General features: G+C 37.4%; 21 protein-coding genes. 5 read left to right on the plus strand and 16 right to left on the minus strand.

The features are described from left to right. Positions 1–402: 402 nt before the first annotated feature. The 8 genes from VXM77_RS06835 to VXM77_RS06870 all read right to left on the minus strand — a co-directional run bounded on the left by VXM77_RS06835 (position 403) and on the right by VXM77_RS06870 (position 6,993). On the minus strand, positions 403–1,023 hold the full coding sequence (locus VXM77_RS06835) for an ATP-binding cassette domain-containing protein (protein ID WP_338505784.1): 621 nt from the start codon (positions 1,021–1,023) through the stop codon (positions 403–405). Positions 1,024–1,028: 5 nt separating this feature from the next. Further along, on the minus strand, positions 1,029–1,703 hold the full coding sequence (locus tag VXM77_RS06840) for a hypothetical protein (RefSeq protein ID WP_338505785.1): 675 nt from the start codon (positions 1,701–1,703) through the stop codon (positions 1,029–1,031). Positions 1,704–1,722: 19 nt separating this feature from the next. Continuing rightward, positions 1,723–2,769, minus strand: coding sequence for a hypothetical protein (locus VXM77_RS06845; RefSeq protein WP_338505786.1), 1,047 nt, complete (start codon positions 2,767–2,769; stop codon positions 1,723–1,725). A gap of 24 nt (positions 2,770–2,793) precedes the next feature. Further along, entirely contained in the window at positions 2,794–3,783 is a 990-nt protein-coding gene (locus VXM77_RS06850) for a YcaO-like family protein (RefSeq protein ID WP_338505787.1), read from the minus strand. Between the two features lies 1 nt (position 3,784). Further along, positions 3,785–4,438 (minus strand): hypothetical protein, encoded by a 654-nt coding sequence (locus tag VXM77_RS06855; protein ID WP_338505788.1) that lies wholly within the window; start codon positions 4,436–4,438, stop codon positions 3,785–3,787. Continuing rightward, complete coding sequence (locus VXM77_RS06860) at positions 4,431–5,264, minus strand: McbB family protein (protein ID WP_338505789.1); 834 nt, start codon at positions 5,262–5,264, stop codon at positions 4,431–4,433. Before VXM77_RS06860 ends, VXM77_RS06855 begins: the two co-directional genes overlap by 8 nt. A gap of 75 nt (positions 5,265–5,339) precedes the next feature. Further along, positions 5,340–5,537, minus strand: a complete 198-nt coding sequence (locus VXM77_RS06865; RefSeq protein WP_338505790.1) for a hypothetical protein — start codon at positions 5,535–5,537, stop codon at positions 5,340–5,342. A 265-nt stretch (positions 5,538–5,802) separates the two neighbouring features. Next, entirely contained in the window at positions 5,803–6,993 is a 1,191-nt protein-coding gene (locus tag VXM77_RS06870; protein WP_338505791.1) for a helix-turn-helix transcriptional regulator, read from the minus strand. Positions 6,994–7,341: 348 nt separating this feature from the next. On the opposite strand from VXM77_RS06870, the gene VXM77_RS06875 reads away from it, so the two are divergent. The 3 genes from VXM77_RS06875 to VXM77_RS06885 all read left to right on the plus strand — a co-directional run bounded on the left by VXM77_RS06875 (position 7,342) and on the right by VXM77_RS06885 (position 9,353). Then, complete coding sequence (locus VXM77_RS06875) at positions 7,342–8,007, plus strand: MFS transporter (protein ID WP_161832542.1); 666 nt, start codon at positions 7,342–7,344, stop codon at positions 8,005–8,007. After that, entirely contained in the window at positions 8,007–8,642 is a 636-nt protein-coding gene (locus VXM77_RS06880; RefSeq protein WP_161832541.1) for an MFS transporter, read from the plus strand. Before VXM77_RS06875 ends, VXM77_RS06880 begins: the two co-directional genes overlap by 1 nt. A gap of 96 nt (positions 8,643–8,738) precedes the next feature. Then, complete coding sequence (locus VXM77_RS06885) at positions 8,739–9,353, plus strand: sugar O-acetyltransferase (protein ID WP_262950588.1); 615 nt, start codon at positions 8,739–8,741, stop codon at positions 9,351–9,353. Positions 9,354–9,428: 75 nt separating this feature from the next. On the opposite strand, the gene VXM77_RS06890 is transcribed toward VXM77_RS06885, so the two are convergent. The 4 genes from VXM77_RS06890 to cspD all read right to left on the minus strand — a co-directional run bounded on the left by VXM77_RS06890 (position 9,429) and on the right by cspD (position 14,784). Next, positions 9,429–10,115 carry a TIGR00266 family protein gene (locus VXM77_RS06890; protein ID WP_161832539.1) on the minus strand — a complete coding sequence of 229 codons (687 nt, stop codon included), beginning with the start codon at positions 10,113–10,115 and terminating at the stop codon, positions 9,429–9,431. Positions 10,116–10,356: 241 nt separating this feature from the next. Continuing rightward, the gene (locus tag VXM77_RS06895; protein WP_161832538.1) at positions 10,357–11,064 is read right to left on the minus strand and encodes a hypothetical protein; all 708 of its coding nucleotides are present in this window, start codon (positions 11,062–11,064) and stop codon (positions 10,357–10,359) included. A gap of 5 nt (positions 11,065–11,069) precedes the next feature. Continuing rightward, positions 11,070–13,520, minus strand: a complete 2,451-nt coding sequence (locus VXM77_RS06900; protein ID WP_338505794.1) for a UvrD-helicase domain-containing protein — start codon at positions 13,518–13,520, stop codon at positions 11,070–11,072. Between the two features lie 1,063 nt (positions 13,521–14,583). Then, the gene (gene cspD, locus VXM77_RS06905) at positions 14,584–14,784 is read right to left on the minus strand and encodes a cold-shock protein CspD (RefSeq protein ID WP_161832600.1); all 201 of its coding nucleotides are present in this window, start codon (positions 14,782–14,784) and stop codon (positions 14,584–14,586) included. 355 nt (positions 14,785–15,139) lie between these two features. Between cspD and nhaC the strand changes: the two genes are divergently transcribed. Beyond that, a complete protein-coding gene (gene nhaC / locus VXM77_RS06910; protein ID WP_161832581.1) occupies positions 15,140–16,531 on the plus strand; it encodes a Na+/H+ antiporter NhaC in 1,392 nt (463 codons plus the stop codon). A gap of 36 nt (positions 16,532–16,567) precedes the next feature. Here the strand turns inward: nhaC and VXM77_RS06915 are convergent, their stop codons facing one another. The 4 genes from VXM77_RS06915 to VXM77_RS06930 form a co-directional block, all read right to left on the minus strand. Further along, positions 16,568–17,014 (minus strand): hypothetical protein, encoded by a 447-nt coding sequence (locus VXM77_RS06915; RefSeq protein ID WP_161832582.1) that lies wholly within the window; start codon positions 17,012–17,014, stop codon positions 16,568–16,570. A gap of 10 nt (positions 17,015–17,024) precedes the next feature. Beyond that, on the minus strand, positions 17,025–17,519 hold the full coding sequence (locus tag VXM77_RS06920) for a GNAT family N-acetyltransferase (protein WP_161832583.1): 495 nt from the start codon (positions 17,517–17,519) through the stop codon (positions 17,025–17,027). Between the two features lie 14 nt (positions 17,520–17,533). Further along, on the minus strand, positions 17,534–18,121 hold the full coding sequence (locus VXM77_RS06925; protein WP_161832584.1) for a hypothetical protein: 588 nt from the start codon (positions 18,119–18,121) through the stop codon (positions 17,534–17,536). A 249-nt stretch (positions 18,122–18,370) separates the two neighbouring features. Next, on the minus strand, positions 18,371–18,868 hold the full coding sequence (locus VXM77_RS06930) for a hypothetical protein (RefSeq protein ID WP_338505796.1): 498 nt from the start codon (positions 18,866–18,868) through the stop codon (positions 18,371–18,373). A 194-nt stretch (positions 18,869–19,062) separates the two neighbouring features. Between VXM77_RS06930 and VXM77_RS06935 the strand changes: the two genes are divergently transcribed. After that, positions 19,063–20,574 carry a bifunctional UDP-sugar hydrolase/5'-nucleotidase gene (locus VXM77_RS06935; RefSeq protein WP_338505797.1) on the plus strand — a complete coding sequence of 504 codons (1,512 nt, stop codon included), beginning with the start codon at positions 19,063–19,065 and terminating at the stop codon, positions 20,572–20,574. Positions 20,575–20,640: the final 66 nt, after the last annotated feature.

Here is a 20,640-nt window from a genome sequence, read left to right on the forward strand (position 1 = left end):
TTATCCCACTTACTATGCTAATAATAGGTTTCCTCTTTTCTCAACACGCCCCCAAAACCATCAATCCGGTCTGGGGATATCGCACGACACGTTCGATGAAAAATAAGGACACTTGGGAGTGGGTCCCCTGGGGCAGTGCGCTAAGCGCACCATCCTCCTTTACTAGGGAATGCCCCACCATTTCAGTGGGCGTCTTTTTAAAAAATGGGGCCTCTATTTACTCGTATTCACCCTTTTAATGGAGTTGATCCTCATAGGCGCAAAAGACATCCCTTTCGCTATCGGCGGTGATTTCCTTTACATTCCTCAACTCATCGTCCTCTTTATTCCAATTTTTCTAACCGAACATGCGTTAAGAAAAAACTTTGACGCCAAGGGCCAACTAATCACAAAAACCACACGCTAATCCGTGTGGTTTTTGTGTGCTGACTTTAAAATTAACGTCCCTTCGGTGAGTTCTATCACGTTTAATGCTTCAAAATCACGAAGAGGTTCCTTTTCATGACTCGTCAAAAGAATGTTTTTCCCCTGACGAAGGAGCGCCTTCATCATGTTTGTCATGACTTTCTTTCCCGCTTCATCCACGCCCGCAAACGGTTCATCAAAAAGATACCACTCACGTTCTAAAAAACAAATGACGATAAAAAAGAAGCATCGACGTTCTCCCCCAGAAAGTTTACCGACTTGTTTATTCTGGATTGATTCATAAGTTTCAACCCAATCATACGTTTTTAAAAAAGCATTAAATAATTGTTCGTACGCCTTTATGCCTTCTAATTGACAAATAAAATCGAGAAAATCACGCGCCCGTAATCGTGGGGAAAAGTAAAGCTGTTGATTTAAATAAACGACTGACTCATTCCCTAAAATGATCCCTTCATACGCCGGATTAACCCCACTTAGGCAATCCAATAACGTGGATTTGCCGGCTCCATTACTTCCCGATAAATACGTGATTCCTCGTGGAATTGTTAAAGTGACCTCCTTTAAAATGGGAGGATATGATACGCGCCCAAGTTTCATTTTCATTACCTCACTTCGTTAGACATCACGGAAAATTTTTTAATACTGTAGCAGCCGATGGCAATAAAGAGCACCGATAACAAAAAGTATAAAACGAAATGCTCCTTTGTCATCATGACAATCATGGCCAAATAATTCAGAGGATTGAAGATACCCATTCTACCCGAAACTGATTGTCCCAATAAACAAAGGCTGGTCGCAATCACCATCAATGTATTTAATGATTGATAATGCACCCGTTTAAATAACGTCAATCCATAAAATAAAAAAGCAATCGGTATACCTGCAATGATGAGGATACTAGATGATACCATTAAAGGCAGGACATTCACTTGGAGGACTTGGGCTGCTAAAAGATTAAAAATAAGAAGGGTCACAAATGAAAACGTCATTTGAGTCAATAAATTAGCGATAAAAAAGCTGAGTCTCGTTGGTTTAATCGAAAAATAAGTTTTTAAACACCCCTGCTCCTTTAAATTTAAGGCATGAAGCCCGATGCCAAAGACATAAGCCGAAAAAATAATATACGCCCAGTAAAAGCGAAGATGGTGTTCTCCTCCTTGCATCGGTGATTGACACACAAATGTCATTGAAGGTAGGAAGAGCACCCAGATAAACGAAAGTTTATCTTTCATTAACATTTTCATATTGAGCACATAATAAGCCTTTATCTGATTCATCATTCAACCCCCTTCTAATCTATGGAAACGGAATAATATCAACCTCACGATTAAGTACCTTATTCGTTTTTTCCTCAACGTAGTTATAAATATACTCATTATAAATTCCAGGTCTCATATTTGGAAACCAGTTAAAGTCTACTATCTTTATAACTTTAAGATGATTTACTAAGCGCTTGGTGCGTAAAAATACAATATGAGGGTCCATCCCATAAACCTCATTTATCTCATATAAAAATCGATTCAATTGAAAATTCCCCCTTTCCATACTATCAATCTTCCTAATCGGAGATTCACTTAAATACTCGTATTTCTCTTTAACTTTTAAAGGTGATAAAGTCGAAAAATTTGCATGATATAAATCAATATCACCGGAACATTTATATTGAAAACCTATATCCGTATATTTATATTTTGAACATTCTACTGCAAAATTTTGAAGAATTTCCTTTTGTGCTTTTAAAACGGCACCTATACAACATGTATCTGTTCCTAGACCGATAGCCTTTTTCTCATCTCCAAAAGCTAGCGCAATAATAACGTAGAGGCTATTATTGAGAGATATATTAAAATAGCTTATATCATCCGTAAAATTTTTTATATACATATCATATCTAACTAATTGATCACAATTAGCGATATCTATTTTTTCCGCTAACCCCTGCGAAAGATAGTTGAATATAAAGCACTGCCTCTCAAAAAATTCAAAAATCGCCGTCCTTATAATATCACTCGATATGATGTGAGACGCCATCCCACAGGAGTCAACAAAATCCACATCAAATACAACCTTAGAAGTCTCTATATATTTTATATCTGCATTCAACATTGAAATAGCAGGTAGCTTACCAATTTTAATTTTATTTGTATTTATTAGTACTTCACGCTCAAAGAACTCCCCAATTGTACCTAGTATATTTTTCGTAGTGTAATCTAGAGTTACCTCATAGGATTTTATTACTTGAAAATCTCTTCTTTCCATATATATATGACTATGATGATTTAAAAAATTATCTCTATTAACTATAAAGTTTATTTTATTATCTAAAAATCCTCTTGCAATCATTACGTTTTCCTTTCGTAGGATAAATTATTTTAATATACAATTTGGAATTAATTTTAAATATTTATCAGAGAGTTTATATTTTTTCGCAATAGCCTTATCTAAAGAGTTTATAATATTTTCTTTTAAAGGAACACAATTATACAATTCTTTAGATATGCATTTCACTATTAGAGGACCATAGCTATTTGATAAATTTAACGGATGAACATACATGGTTTTAACCCAGGTAACAACTTCAAGATTCTTCACTTCTTCCTCATAGAAATCCACCTTCGGCAGTTCAAAAACTATTTTATTTATATGTTTCAGAACACTACTTCTTTGATAATCATTCATAGAATAATAACTTGACAGCTTATTATTTTTATTTTGCCATTCCAATAACCGCGCCTCACAAAGTGCTTTTTTTAAAGCTGACACCTTACTATCAGATATTCCTGCACCAGAGGCTACCACACTATTCTGACTAATAAGTACCACAAAAATTGAAAAATAATTACTTATCTCCTGACACATAAATATTTCAACCCGTTCACTTGAAAAAGCCATATTAGCTATAGTTTTCTTAATAAAGGCATTTTTTTTAAAATAAACTCCTTTTTTACAATACCACAACAATAACATCTCATTCTTCTCTATTAACTCTAAAATACCCGCTTTTACTACTTGATCGGACCTTAGACCTGCTGCAGTTCCCGTTGTATCTACTTTACCAAATAACTTTGTCTCGCCATACCCAAAGTTTAACCTTTTTAATGAGGTAAATTGAAAATCTATATAATTGAGCACCATTACATCCTCTGCTACAGCTAGCTGAAAACCAATATTTATTCTTTCTAAGTATTCATGATAGCATTTTAATAGCGATTGTATTTTTAAACTATCTATTGCACACGAATCAATTGGTGTATTTCCCAAATAAGTATCCGCACTTCCTAAATTAGCATAGGCAATATAATCTCTGTTTAAAAAATTACTACTTGAAATCCCATAATTATTAATAGTAAATAACATTCTACACCCCTATAAAACTTGTATGAATTAATAATTGTTTTCTTAAATTAATTCCAATTTCATGCGTGAACTTTTGACTATTTATGAAAATATTATGTAATAATTTATTCTCCATACCGCCTTCAACATCTTTACTAATTTGTCCAATTTGGAAAATTCCTTTTAAATATCCAATTCCACCATATGCGGCAATACTCTCCTCTATACTCAAAAAATAACTAAGTGACCAACTAACTCCCTCTCTAATCATAATATTTAGTAATTCACTACATTCTATTTCACAATACTTAATAAGACACTTATCAACTAAGTTAAAGGTGTAACATCCACTTTCTATGTCACTTCTTTCTTTATAAATTACCAACACAGGAAAAGTAGTAATAAAATCTGCATTTTTAGTAAAAGAATCAAATATCAAAAATAATTCCTGTAAATCCTTCTCCAGTTCACTATGATTATACTTTTTTAAAGATATATCTGAAAAAATCATCCTATTCTTTCTAATATTAATCCATTCCTTTTTGTTCAGCTCTGCATTAACATACCCATCTAATTCCAATAAATTAATATTTGATTGATGAAACTTTAATACATTACGAAGTTTGTTATTATCAATAAAAAATTTAATATACTCATCCCAATAATGCCTACTCATAACAATCGCACAACTCCCAATGATATGGGCTATCTTCAGTTACCCGATAAGTTCCTAAATCAAGCTCATAAATATTATTTATACCGAAATTTTCCTCTTTGAATTTAATATCTTTTAATAATAAATTTATAAATGTAATCAAATCTAAATGTTCTAAATTAGTAAAAACTTTAAAATTACTGTTTTTAGCATAAATTAAATCCATCACCGTTTGAAAATTTAAACCATTTTGCGAAATAGTAGCTCTTAGATGAGATTCTAGCGCATAAAAAAAGCATTTTGGACAGGGATTATACCACTCCTTTTTGTACAAATTAGATAAATAAAGTGAGTGATTATAAAAAAAACCTGTTCTTAATATCAAATCTGTTTGCATCAGCTCATTACATATACTAATATATTCATCTAAATTAAAAGGATTAAGGAATACTATACATAATCCGTTAGCGGGGGGAGCTTTTAAAATTGTTTGGTAATCTTGTGTCGTGTAAATAGATACTTCTTCACCAAAACCTGTTGTAGAGTATTCAAATAATTTGGAAAATTCATTATCATTTGTCACTAAAAAAAGCTTATCGAAATCTAACCGTGGTTTCTTAACTTTTTTTAATATATTAGTATTTATCAAAAAATCTATAACGCTTTCGTAATTTTCCTGAAAATATTCAATAAAACAGTCTTCTTCTAGCTCTATTATCCCCTTCTGTTCAATACTTTTTAAAAAGCCTAGTAATTCCTCATTTGTAATTATTACAGTTGCAGTTCCATTTTGTAATACGCATCCTTGTTCTATCTCCTGTAATAAAAATGACCTAACTCTATACATTTCTATACTCCCCTGTCCTTATTAGATTAAATAAAAGATACATAAATAAATTATGTATCTTTTATTATCTAATTCTTACTTTTTATTCTTTAAAGATTCTACCACATCAGATGCTCCACCGCTACAGCAACAACAGCAGCAGCAACAACATCCACCGCCTCCACCGCCTCCACCATTACTTCCACCACTTCCTCCCGTAGAAGATGAGTAATTTGAAACACCATACCCCCAATTCACATCTGGAATAGACTTCATAATTGGATCTTTAGCCATATAAAACTCCTCCTTTTTATTATTTTTGAGACATCCTGATTGGGATATTTTTATCCCTACCTCTTCTCAAAATTCATTCTAACACTTAAAGGAATAAACTACCACATAAAAAATATGACTCACCGCTACCATGGGTGAGTCATATTTTTCCTCTTAGTTAAAAAAACTCTAGCTTCTTTTGTCGTCTACTGAAGTGTTTTGTTTAATTTCTCCCTCAAAGATGCCCGATTTCCTTAACTCCTATCGTCATTCAGTCAGTCATGTTTTAAACTTTTTTAGATTTTAGACGCGTTTTCATCGTGTACGTAAGGAGGTGGTGAAGAATCCCTTCATGGAGTTCCCCCTTTTCAACCAATCGATTCACCTCTAATAGAAGACGATCACTCTCTTTTCTTTCGTGTAACTGAGTCAGTAACTGAAGATAACTTTCATAATAATCTTTAAGCACACGAGGGCCTAGCTCTTTTAAATCCTCATAAGAAATTCCTTTGATGATGTTTAAGCCCGTTCGGTATTCCCCCATTTTTTCGTTCATGTTAGCCATGAGTAACAATGTTTTCGTTCGAATCTCATCTGTCACCGGGGTTTCACCATTTAAAAGATAGAGGCATCGTTTAAGGGCGTTTGAGTGACGTTGCTCACTTGCCTCATTAAGTGCTAGCTGATAGAACACGTGGTCCAATAACGCTTCATCTAACGGTTCACTTAAATACGCCTCCAGTAATTTTCGTCCTTTAGACGCCTGTCCTTGGTGGCGCCAAATTTGTTCTTTTAGTAATAGGCCTTGAACTTGGATGTACAATTGTGAACTCTTCTCACTTTCCTTCACATAAGACAATGCCTTTTTCCAATGTTGAAGACTTGCCTCCACCTCCGCCAACTCAAGTAATAAAGCATACTTATCCTCAGATAGATGAAGATGAGTCAACGCCAGTTGGTAATAAACTTTTGCTCCCGCTTCATTAAAATCGTGTTTTAAACACCTGGCAATGGCTCGATACAAATGACTTTTAGGTTCGCCGACCTCATCTGCATAAACGAGTGCCTCTTCAAAATGAGCAATGGCACATGAATATTTTCGATGAGATACAGCAGCCTCACCCAGTTGCCAATTTCCACGAAAGAGCACTTCCGTTAAGTCAAATGTCTTGGCAACTTGAAGTAACGTCTCATCATATTGACCCGTTAACGCCAGCCGTTTGGCGATCCATTCTCGTGCCTCATCTTGCGGGTCCTTTAATAAATCAATGAGCAACTCACTCAACTGAGGCTGATCTTGCGTCAACTCACAAAATGCCACATAAAGCTTTTGCTTCATCTTTGCTGAGGGTTGCCGACGATTATTTTCAATCAAACTTAAATAATGTTGAGAGATTCCATAACGCTCAAACGCGCTTTGTTTAAGTCCACTCCTTAGACGGACCCGTTTCATCTTTTCTCCAATCGTTAAAAACATCCACTCACCCTAATTCATCCTTTTTACTTCACGATCCTTTTCATTTGGCCAATAAAAGATAGAGAAGTTAGCCCCATTATAACAAATTATTCCTATTAACGCCATTATTTTTTCACATTTTGTCTATTAAAGGAAAAACCAGGCTATTTTCGATAACGATGATCTCACATTCATAGACAGCTCTCTCGTATCCTAGAACCCGATGACTAAAAATATCACTGCTCTCTTAGAAAGAGGAGTGATATTTTTAGTGTTGAATTCAAATAAAAAGGCTGATATAACTAGGAATCATAGAAAAAATTTCTATTTAATTCCTGTTCTAAATCATTTATTAAGGGGGATTTTCTCATGATTAAAAACAAAAACGCCTGGTCCTTTATTTCGGCCACGGCAGTTTCTCGATTAGGAACCTTAATTTTCTCACTGTACCTTAGCTACTTTATTGCTAATGAATCTCAATCAACCTCTATTTTAGGAACGGTTTCTGCCATTGCCTTTTTACCAAATTGTCTTTTCAACTTAGTTGGGGGATTTAGTGCAGATCGCTACTCAAAGAAAAAATTATTACGCTTTTATGATGGACTCAGTTTTATCATTTGTCTCGTGGTTGCTCTTTTATTTTTACCTTCAGAGTTATCATTTTGGCAGACGATTACAGTTCTAACCCTCGTCCAACTTTTTTTAAATGCGATTGCCTCATTATATAGTCCGACAAGTCGCGCTCTCATTCCAGATATGCTTACAAAAGAGGAAATAGAAAACTTCAATATTTCTTATACACTCGTTAGTGATCTTATCAAATTTATTGCCCCTTTACTCATCGGACTTCCCCTTCTTTCTAAATTGAGCTTATCCAGTCTTTTCTTCATTAATGCCCTCACCTTTTTAATCTCTTTCCTTTTATTGCATCCGATCTCCTATTCTAGATCAGATTCCAAATCTCTCCTAAACCAAAACACTAAGCAGCCCATCTCATCAAAGACATCCTTCAACAACCAGCGCTTTTCCTTCTAATGATGACGTTAGTAGCCATGAACTTTTTTCACGCCGCCTATTCAGTTGCTCTTCCTTTTTTAGCAACGACGGTTTATCAAAGTCCACTGTTTTTTAGCCTCGCTGCCGCGCTTCAATCTCTTGGTGCCATTAGCATCAATCTCTATTTATCCAAGAAAAAAGGGAGTCTATTTACAACACCAAGGCTTCTCATTAGCTGTGGAATTTTTGGGAGTGCTCTTCTTCTTATGGGTTCTTTACGCCAAACAAATCCTAGTTTTAGCAATCTCCCACAAGTAGGACATGGTTCCTCAATGATAGAAATGGGCTCTCTTTTTTCCACTCTCCTCACCTATGCTTGTATTTTCATCCTTGGCGGGTGTTTTGCGTACGTTTCTGTTGGGGTCTATAGCCTCATTCAAAAGGAATATGCCAGTCCACATATGGGCAAAGTTCTCGGTACTCTCAGTGCTACCGTTATGATGTGTATTCCATTCAGTACGTTTCTAACTGGACTGGTGGGTGAATCTCTCTCAGTCTTAACACTTTTACAATTACTCGGAACTCTTTTTCTTTGTCTCACTTTCCTCATGTCTCTTTCATGGCATCACACCCAACGAAAAAACAAACAAACCTTGCTAGGTACACCAAACTAAATAAATGATTGAAGGAGTCAGCTATTCCAACTTGTCTCCCCAATACTCCTATGATAAGATAAAAATTGAAACGCTTTACTAAAAAGGAGAATGGATATGGATGACAAGGAAACCTTAGAACGCATGCATCATCAAAAGTTATACTACTGTCATAACGAAGAACTTTTAGCACGGCAGGAACAATGTTTGGACCGTCTATATGACTTTAACCAAACACGTCCAACTGAGTTTCAAAAACGAACTGAGTTACTAAAAGAAATGTTTGCTGAAATTGGGGAAGGCTGTTATATTGAACCCCCACTCCGTGCCAATTGGGGGGGACACCACGTTCATTTTGGAAACGGAGTTTATGCAAATTTCAATTTAACTTTAGTAGATGATACCCATATTTATGTTGGAAATCATGTGATGTTTGGACCCAATGTCACGTTAGCAACGGCTGCTCATCCTATTCACCCCGAGCTTCGAATCAAGCAAGCTCAATTTAATCGTCCCATTACCATTGGAAATAATGTTTGGATTGGAGCGGGAGCTGTCGTTTTACCGGGTGTTACCATTGGGGATAACACGGTCATCGGAGCGGGGAGTATCGTCACAAAAGATATTCCTGATCATGTCGTAGCTGTCGGAAATCCATGTAAAGTATTACGAGCGATTAATGAACGCGACTATGAATACTACTTTAAGGAAATGAAAATAGACATCGATTAAATAAAACGTGAGACTCACCTCGTTATTTTTTGAATGATTAAAAGGACAAAACAGATTGTTTTGTCCTTTTTGGTTTTAATTATTTCCGCCTGTTGGAAGATAGGGAATTAAACGTCCCGCTACATTTTGCATGGTTAAAGTTTGTAAGTAAACAGTCCCTGGCCCCGTTAACTTTGTTAAAAAGAGCCCCTCTCCACCAAAGAAAATATTTTTAAATCCTTTTACGGTTTCAACTTCATATTTAACTCCGCGACTAAAGGCAACCACATTTCCAGTATCCACTTTAAGAACCTCATTTGCCTTTAGTTCTCGTTTAACGACACTTCCTGCCGTTTCTAAAAAAACCTTTCCTTTCCCGCTAATTCGTTGTAGGATAAAGCCTTCTCCACCAAACAATCCCGATGAAAAACGTTTGGTCCATTCCACACTTAAGTGGATGCTTGGTTCTCCAACTAAAAATGAGCTCTTCTGACAAATCCATTCCTCACCATTTGATAAATCAAATGCTAAAATTTGTCCGGGAAACGTTGAAGCAAACACAATCTCCTGAGCCGCAGCCATTGAAGTATAGGTTACCATGAACAGAGATTCCCCTGAAAACATTCGACCAATCCCCTTCATGAGGCCCCCTTTAACGTTTGTTTCCATTTTCATTTTATCTGACATCCACGACATCCCACCGGATTGCGTATACACCGACTCCCCCTTATCTAACAAAATCGATACACCCGGTAAATCGTTTCCGAAAATTTCATACTTCATCTTATCCCCTCCTCCGTTTAACATAACACATTTGCCCTAGTTATTCCATACAAAAAAACACCCAACCTACATAACTTACCCGAGTCCCCTACGCTAAGGTGTGAGCATAAAGAACTCTTAGTTATCCTCGTCTACTAAGGCTTGGATTCCCTAGTGCATGTGGCAAAGCCCATGCATACCCTTAACTACTAGGGCAAAGGTTCCCTGCCATTTATAAATGTTCCTAGCTCTTTGCCTTTAGCTACATAGATGCAAAAGGAATGAACTGGGGCGTCCCATCAAAGGATTGACACCATAACCCGCCCTTTTTGCTCCTTATGGCGCACACGCCTTCTAGGAGTGTTGTTTGTTCCTGGGTTAATAAATGGAATTTCTTTACGGTTTGTTCCGTTAGATAATACAGTTCATAACCAAAAATAGTAAAGTCAGTCGCCTCAAGTGGGTATGTCATCGCGAGTTGTGGTCCCTGTAATAAGACGACCTCACCTGTTTCCTCACGTAAAGCAAACGCCATTTGGTTCGCCTGCACCAATTTTTTAGAAATAAGGTTATGAACGGGCCCGTGATAACCACCCATTTCTTTTTTGACTGCCATCACTTGGTTCGTTTCCGACACCACATAGTAGACATACTGCTTATCTTCAACCGATGTCAACGTCCCCTCTTCATTTTCTAATGCGTGGACATTCATCAATTGCTTCACCTGCACAAGCGATTCATACGTTTTAGCGACTTGATCTAAATGGTGATTCAATTGTCCCAGTTTTTGATTACTTTGTTCCGCTAATGTCACAATATTATCTAAATAAACAAGTTCAAGTAATTCGTCTAAATGATGATGCAACTTTTCTATGACATCATTAAACGTTAAAATCGTTTCTTCCAGTGTTTCTAGACGTCCCGCTGCTCGATCAAACGTCTGAATTAATTCTAAAAACTCACGATCCATTCATCTCACCCCTTCATTTTCTCTATCGTGTCTATCATTCGATTGATGCCTTTCATTTGTTCAAACACGTATTTCATGTAGAGACGATTAAATCGTTTCACCCAACTAATGGGCTCCTCTCGGTCATAGACAAACGATACTAAATCAATCCCTTCCTGTTCAAACTCTGCTTTTAGCGTTTGAAACGGAATATCGGAAAAAACCCGTGCCTTTAAATACAGTAGCTGATTTTGCGCCTGACGATAACATTTCGCTGCAAGCTCGTATGCCTTTAACTGCATAAGGGCGTGACCGGCCTCTAAGTGGTGACCTTCCTTATTTAACATTAACGCCCGGCATCGCTTCACATCTTGATCAGCTCCTGCAAGATTCGAGCGCTCATACTCTAAAATCGCCTGCTCATATAACTCATGCGCTTCATATCGTTTCGCCTCTTTATAAAACTCATTATCCGTTGAAATTTGATTTAACTTCAACTCCGCCTCATCAAATGCCTCAAACATTAAAAAGTGCGGACGAAAATATTCAAAAAGAAGTGAGGGCACCCTTTCCTCAATGAAACACAAATGATGTCTCGCGCGCGTGAGCGCAACATATAGAAGATTAAAATAATATCGATATTGATTTTGATATTTTACATCTGTTGTTAAAATTCGTTCCCATTCTTTGTGATAATAACTCATTACGTTGTAACAAATAATATAGTCCTTTTCAATCCCCTTAATTTCTTCAACCGTGAAAATCGCCCCTTTTAATTGGGTTAACTGTTGAAAATTACGTTTTTCCGCTTCATTTGGAACAACGATTGCCACATAATGACGTTGAATCGCCGTCTCAAGTAATCGCATGACTTCTTTAGGTTGGGCGGGATTAAAATAATAGATCGAATGTTTAGCCTCACGAACGGCAACTTCATGATAATCATGTTTCTTTTGACGCCCAAGGTGTTCGACTCGCAAGTCGACCACTTGATTGGCCAAATCAACAACTTCTTTCGTACTTCGGTAATTTTTAATCAATTGATGTTTAATAAACCCAAGATGCGTATTCGATGTTTTTAATAAGCTTTCAATTCGTCCCGTATGAAAATACGTCGGGCGAATTGTTTGATTAATATCTCCGCTAAATAACAGTTGATTTTTATTTTTAGCGAGGCGAATTAAACAATAAATTTGAATTTCTGTTAAATCTTGAATTTCATCGGCAATCACAAAATCAAACAAAGCCATCTCTTTTTGACTAACTTTTTTTAAAAATTCACGCGCCAGATCATTTTCATCAAGTAGCCCGGTTTCTTGTAGAAATGCCTGATAACGTAAAGTTAACTCATATAACCATTCGCGAGATTGCCTCGAATACACACAATATTGTTCATCAAGGGCGTAGTAAATGTTTTCGTCAATCATTGGATGGGTGAGTAAATATTCATCGAGCAATTCATGCATTAACAAAATCGCCCGTGTTTCATAAGCATCTAAAAATCTTGCTTTCGCTGCGTAGAGTTTTTCAGCTTGGAGTTGAAGATCGTCCCCGCTTCGTTTCGCTAATCCTTTTTGGATTAATACATCGACCAGGTCCATCGGTATCTTTTTTTGATGGATATTGACACGATAGGTCAGCCACTCTTTTGGAATCATTCCCTTAATCAGCCCACGTATTTCTTTCCAAATATCATAAATCGGGAGATCGAGTTGACGAAGAAGGAGTGGTTGACGCTCGATGATCCACGTCCGGAACTGTTCGTAAGTGACAACATTATACTGATTGATGGTGGCCGACATGTACTCGTTAAGGGGATGAAAATTCACACGTCGAATAAGGTCATCGGCTCGATATTCGGGTGACTGTTCAATAATTTTGTGAAATAACTTCTTAGCATCCTCCACTAAATAGTTCGAGTACGTAAAGTATCCGATGTTCATCGGTTGGGTTGCCAAGATAAAAGCCTTATGTATATTAATCGTTGTTTTCCCGCTGCCCGCACTTCCAAAAATAAAGGTCGGGGCATCCTGTTCTTTTAAACACGCAAACTGTTCATCATTTAAATAATAAACAGCCCGATCTTCACGATCATCAAGAAGTTGAGCCATCGTTTGAACATCCATCACTCGGGTAATCACTCGATTAGGATCATAATCAAAATCTGCGTAACGCTGGTCAATTTCAAGTTCAATGCGCTCTTCGATCGGTTCGTATTCCAAAACGTCTTGTGAATGTAACCCAATGGTTCGACCTTGCATCGCTTGATCATCGTGATGACAGTAATCTAAAAAAATAATGGATTGGCGATATTCAGGGCGGATTCGCATCGTATCAAAGGTAAACAACAACCGATCGCCTTTATTAATTCGTAATTTAAAAATTCGTAAGCCATTTTTATTATGTTTAATTTCACGAACAGATACCCCAGCTCGCATCGAAGACATGTTAAACTTTGATGCTTCATACTCTTGCACAAACTGGCTCATTTTTTGCAAGACAAATGCCGTCTTCCCCGTCGGAATATGACTCAAAAATAGCTCGGTTATTAATATTTTGATAAAAATCCCCCTCTCTCGTCAGATTCTTTTATTTTATCAAATTCACCATAAAATGTATATGCCCACTTTATTTTTCAAGTGAATTTTAGTTCCTCGTTGATAACGAATCTTTAAACAAAAATCATACACGCATGTCTCATTAAATTATCGACCATTGATGCCCCTTTTATTCACCTCCTTTTTTAGACAAAGGCAGTGTTTTCTATCACCGTTCATCATTTATTAGCAGGAAAAACCTAATCCCCCCCTTCCTTAAAGGGGATTATCATTAAAAAAAACAGGCGATTAACGCCTGCTTTTTTGTACTTTATTTTCATTTAAACACCATTAAACAGTCGTGATGATTTTATAATCGTTTAAAAAATCTCCTATTGGAATCTTTGCGTTCGTCTCTTAAACTAAGGGGCCCTCCTATATCATGAATGGATGTATCCTTACAGTCTTTCTTTTAACTTACTCGATTAATTTTGATCTGTTCGGTTTTTTTAATATAGAACAACACTCAGTCTTAGTTACTTTTCAGTATCAGTTTAGCTATTTCAAGTCTGTTATTTATTCTAAGCGGAATTTTATAATGACCTCGTCCCCTACTTACACCCATTATTGAGTTTTCCTTCTTCGTCACTCCTCCATCATATTTTAGAAAAAATCCTTCTGTTGAAATAACTCCCCCACTCATAGGTAGACGTCTCATCCCGACATGACGTCTACTTATCCCAATAGATACTTAAATTTATTTAGTTTGACTTCTTCATGCGTTGAAAACTAATCTCAAAAAATCCTAATAAATACAGACCCTAAACCCATTACTATATTTTTACCCAACTAAAGAGGACGTGATCGACGATGATGCATCAAACTGTTTAAGGTTATTGATACCCGATGGAAAAGTTCCCCCCATTTTTAAACGGGGGCCTAAGTAAAAAAGGTTAGCACCCATGAGGGATGCTAACCTTTTTAGCAACGTTTAAACGTTTAATTATAATTTAACAACGTTAGAAGCTTGAGCTCCACGGTTTCCTTCAACGATTTCGAAAGAAACGTTTTGTCCTTCTTCTAAAGTTTTGAATCCTTCTCCTGTAATTGCTGAATAATGTACGAATACATCGTCTCCACCTTCAACTGAAATGAATCCAAATCCTTTTTCTGCGTTAAACCATTTAACTGTTCCTGTCATTATCTGATACCTCCAAAAAAACTTCAAAATTTAATACTTAATGCAATTTTGTTCCCCACACAATTCCCCTTCGTTATAAACCCCAAGAAACTCAATTAATTTGATGCTGTGAAAAATACCAAAAGAACTATTAAGCATATTTAAACTATACCATATTTTTTCAGGATAGGCAACCTTAATATCTAATATTTACGTGTTTTAAGGGCTACCCTTCCTCTTGATTTCTTTAAAAAATTAATTTACATCCTCCTATTTTGCATGATATAGTAATGTTTGACAAAAATCAATTTTTTAAGATATTATTTGCGCTTTTTAGACATGATATAAATAGAGTTCTATTGAAAAAGGAGTGATGAGCGTGAAAAAGGCCCGCCAGGCAACGCTAGTTGAAGCACTAATCCCGATTATCTTTTTAATTATTATTTTAGGTTTATCCTTAACCCTCTTTAAAGTGGACCCTCAAATCCCGCTCTTACTTGGAACGGTCGTTGCGGCCCTCATTGGTGTTTATCGACTCGGTTTTAAGTGGGAAGAGCTTGAAAACGGAATTATTCAAACCATTACGATGGCGGTTCAGGCAATTTTAATTTTGCTAATTGTTGGAACTTTAATTGGAACTTGGATTTTAAGTGGTGTCGTTCCTTCGATGATTTATTGGGGGCTTAACATTTTATCGCCAAGTATTTTCCTAGTAGCCACCCTTCTCATTTGTTCAATCGTCGCGGTTTCAACAGGTTCTTCTTGGACAACAGCTGGAACAGTGGGGATTGCGCTCCTTGGAATTGGACAAACGCTTGGGATCAGTGCCCCTATTATTGCAGGGGCCATCATTTCTGGCGCTTATTTTGGAGACAAAATGTCACCGTTATCTGATACAACCAACTTAGCGCCCGCTATGGCCGGGGCCCATTTATTCGAACACATCAAGCATATGCTTTATACAACCGTCCCCGCCTACCTTATCTCGCTAGTTCTTTACGCGCTGATTGGAATTAATTTTGCGGGAAAAACCCTCGATACCGCACAAATTGATTTAATTCAAACGACGCTTTTAAACCATTTCCATACGTTATCCCCTATTCTTTTACTCGCTCCGATTTCGGTCATTGCCATGGTCATCTTAAAAGTCCCAGCATTACCAGCCCTATTAACAGGAACCGTTATCGGTGGCGTTTTAGCGATGATTTTTCAAGGGGCAAGTTTAGCCGATGTGATGTCAGCCATGCATTACGGCTATGAATCTCATACTGGGGTGCAAGCCGTTGATGACTTACTAACCCGCGGTGGATTAAATAGTATGTTATGGACCGTTTCCCTTGTTCTTTGCGCCCTTTCTTTCGGTGGGGTGTTAGAAAAGACCGGGATGCTTGAAACCATTTCATCTCATATTCTAAAATTCGCTAAAGGGACCTTCGGTCTCGTTTTCGCAACCTTAATGACCTGTATCTTCACAAATATTGTGACCGGTGATCAATACTTAGCCATTGTAATGCCAGGACGCATGTATAAGGAAGAATATGAAAAACGCGATTTAGCAGCTAAAAATTTATCACGCGCGATTGAAGATAGTGCTACCGTTACCTCACCCTTAATTCCATGGACGACATGCGGTTCTTATATGCTAGCCACGCTTGGCTTAAATCCGATCGCCTTCTTACCTTTTGCCTTCTTCAACTTACTTTCTCCCATCATTTCTTTAATTTTAGCGGCAACAGGATGGAGCATGGAAAAGCGATCATCTCATCATTAATTTAAAAGACGTCTCCTAAAATAGAAGACGTCTTTTTTACTGTAAATAAACAAACGGATGAAAGCAACTCATCCCTGTAATAAGCCCTTTAAATTCCCAACCGACGCGAATAAAAGCTGTATCTGTTGGAATGGGATAGGTGACACAGATTCGCTTAAAATGGGTCTCAATCTCAGGAGCAACGTTTTGTACGTATATATCTAGACACGTGAGGTTTTCATTATAAAAGGCGACCTTATAATTAATTTCATCTAAGTCGTTACCTCGAACAATGAGCCCCATCGTCAAATAGTTGCATCCTTGTGTTGCAATTTGTTCTGTATAGACTAAGCGTTCATAATCTGACATATTAAAGCTTAAACTCGCTAAGCGATCCCCCTCCCTCATCGCTTGATCAAAATGAAGTTTCCCTTCGGTTTTAAATAAGCGTGGGGATTGCTCCTCCCCTTCTAGCCACGAGCTATTCTCAATCCTGTTTTTCATTTCAACCCTCCTAAAAATTCATCACATACAGTTGATATACCTCTCCAAATGGCGTTTTATGAAATGAGTGAACGGTAAAACCGAGTCGAGTGTAAAGTCTTAGCGCCCGTTGATTAGTTGCAAAGACAAACAAGTTTAAACGTTTTAGAGGACCACTTGCAAAACAATCCTGAATGAATTGCCCTAACACCTTCGTTGCAATTTTTTGTCCCCAAAACTTCGGACAAACACCAATGCTTAACCATGCCTCTTCTTTTGTTTCACTAAAATCCGTTAAACTCATAAAACCTGCCCATTGTTTCTCTTCCCCCACCTCAATTGAAAAATAGGCGGTCTTAGGGTCCAAAAGATTAGCCTCATACCAACTCAGAATTTGCTCCGGTGTTGTTGGCCAATCCGTTGTCTGCCCATATCCTGCTAAGAAGTGGGGATCTTGAGATAATTCCAATAGCCCCTTTAAATCTGATTTAGCCATCCGTCGATAACAAACCGTTATGGATTCCATCTTTTAAACTCCTTTTAACGTCCTTTTAAAAATAAAATGCGCAAATCTAAACAAATAAAAATAGTTAAGACTAAATTTAATACCCATAGGCCATAGCTTAAAAATAAAATAAACCCCGCATTAAACCAATAGGCAATGAAAAACTTATAGATAACAATTGCCACTAAAAGACCGATCACAATACTTCCAACAAGGGCAATTGGCGTTAAACATTTCGATAAAAACTGCATGTCGCCTAAAAAAATAAAATAGGCTAATCCGGCAAGCGCTGCCCCTGTAAATAAGAAATACAAAAGCCCGCCAAACCAGTAATTACAACAAAATTGCATTAAGACCTGTGAAAGCAAAAATAAGGATAGAACGCTCGCCGCACTCGCACAAAGGTAACATTCCTTCATCACTCGTCGTCCCTTTCCTAAATTAGAGTTTAAAAAGAGAGCCAAAACCCCAATAAGCGGGATGATGAGGGCCAAAACCTCTAAAAAGCCGACCTCAAAGCGCAAAAACAACATACAAATAAACGTTACGACAAAACAAAAGGCGTGAATCCCACAATGAAGTTGCAACGCCATTTGCCGTTGATACTGAATTGGATTTTTCATTCTCCTCCCCCCCCTATACGTTCGTCTACTAAAGTATATTCCACATCGAGGCAAATCATGAAAAATATCTCGAGTCAGAACGATGATTCCCCCTTTTTTGTCCTTCATCCTCACGTCAGTAAGATAGCCCTCCCTCATTTTCTCTGACCTTAACCAACGTGTTAGAAAATTAAACTCCCACAGACACTTCTTTTAAACTTGCATGTGATTCTTAAATTTCAACGTTTATCGCACCAAAGAAAAAGACCGTTAAGAACGGTCATCGTTTGGCGTCACCTCTGTTGACTTTTGGCGAGTAACAACTCCATAAACAGCCGCAATGGTCATTAAAGCGAGCGTTCCATATCCCATCGTTTTCTTGTGGCGCTCCACGAGGGCCGCTTGTCCTTGTTGATCGCATCCCTCCATTTTAATCGTCAATTCCTTTAATAGCTCAATCAACTCTAATTTCAATTCCTGAGCGACATCATCCCGCTTAATTAACTTCATGATTGCTTTCGATAATTTATAATAATATTTTTTTGTCTGCTTCGCCGATTTTGTTAACTGCTTCACTGTTTTTTGTGTCGACTTAAACACTAACTTGTTTTGCTTCACTAAATAAGGAATTCGTTGAACGGCATCCTCATAAAGCTCGGGATCGACTTCTCGTAATTGTGTTAAAAGTTCCCACAACTCACTTTCTTCTAATTCTTTCCATTCTTCTTGCATGGGTGACATCGCTGTCACTAACATTTTCTCTGTCATCATTCGTCATTCCTTTTCTATCAGCATCTTTTTCTTTATTTTACCACATTTTTTTGCCTCGTTTAGAGAGAGTTTGGACTTTTTTAGGAAAATAACAACCGATTCCTAACAGTCTACGCATTCTTCAATAAACGAGCACGGAGGGCTAATAAATGTCGTTTTTTGTGTTATAATTTAAAATGAGGTGTTACAACATGAAACAATTAAAAATTTATTTTACATCAGATTTACACGGATACGTTTATCCGACAGATTATACGGATCGCACCGAAAAACCGATGGGGATGCTAAATATTGTGTCTAATTACAAAAAAGACGGGAATACCCTCATCATTGACGGTGGGGATACCATTCAAGGTTCGCCTTTTATGACCTATTTAAGTTCACGCCCCTTAACAGCCCACCCGGTGGCCCAAGTCATGAACGGGGGGGGATATGACTACATCACCCTTGGAAACCATGAATTTAACTATGGTTATGATTACTTAAAATCTTACTTAACTTCCCTTAACGCTAAATGCCTCTGTGCAAACATCGTTGATAAAACAGGGCAACTTCCCCTATTTTCATCAGACATTAAAGTGATGGAAAATGGATTAAAAGTCGGAATTATTGGGTTTACCACTGATTTTATCCCGATTTGGGAAAAAGCGCATAACCTTGAAAACTTTGAGGTGCGCGATACGTTTTCATCGATTCGAGCGATTCATGATGAATTAAAACCGCAAGTGGATGTATTAATTGGGGTTTATCATGGTGGATTTGAATACGACTTAGCGACGCACGAACAGCTGAGCACATCATCTGAAAATATCGCTTATAAAATTTGTAAGGAACTTGCCTTTGATGTGTTGCTGACGGGACACCAACACATCCCCTTAAAAAATCACGACTTATTTGGAACGCACGTCGTTCAACCGCCCCACAATGCGAGTCAATACGCGCAAATCAACTTAACATTTGATGAGGGACAATGCCAAATCACTTCTGATTTAAAACCGGCAGGTAACACGCCAACCCCGGCTCTTTATGAGGCGCTTCTTCCCCTTCAACAGCAAGTTCAAACGTGGTTAGATGAACCCGCTGGTTTTTTAAATCAACCGCTGCAACCAGATGAACGCATTACGATGGCGACCGAAGGATCACTTCTAGCGAACTTTATTAATCAAATCCAGTTAGAAGCCTCAGGTGCTGACCTCTCTTGTACGTCTTTTGCCAATGTAGTGAAAGGATTTAATGAAAAAGTGACGGTCCGCGATATTGTCTCAACGTATGTTTATCCGAATACACTCGTTGTCCTTGAAGTGACGGGGGCTGTTTTAAAAGAGGCGCTTGAGGTTTGTGCGTCTTATATTCACTATGAAAACAACGAGCTTTCGGTTTCGCGTCGCTTCTTACAACCAAAAGTTGCGCATTACAACTACGACTTCTTCTCAAACGTCTTTTATACGTTTGACTTAACGCAACCCGTTGGTTCACGCGTTGTTTCAATGCGTATTCACGATAAAGACGTTCAACCGACCGATCGTTTTAGTTTAGTCATGAACAACTACCGAGCAAGTGGGGTTGGGGGCTATGAATGCTTACGTGGATGCAAAGTATTAAAAGAAATCCCGATTGAAATGACCGAAATTATTATTGACTATTTTATCAAACATCAACACGTTACCGTCGATGATCGTTCCTTTATTCACGTTATCAAATAAAAACCTAAAAAAACACGGTTCTTTGTCAAATAGTGTTGCTGATTAATTTGTAACCTGTTACAACGA

The sequence above is a fragment of the Turicibacter sp. KK003 genome, assembly GCF_037014675.1.
Taxonomy (GTDB): Bacteria; Bacillota_I; Bacilli_A; order MOL361; family Turicibacteraceae; genus Turicibacter; species Turicibacter faecis.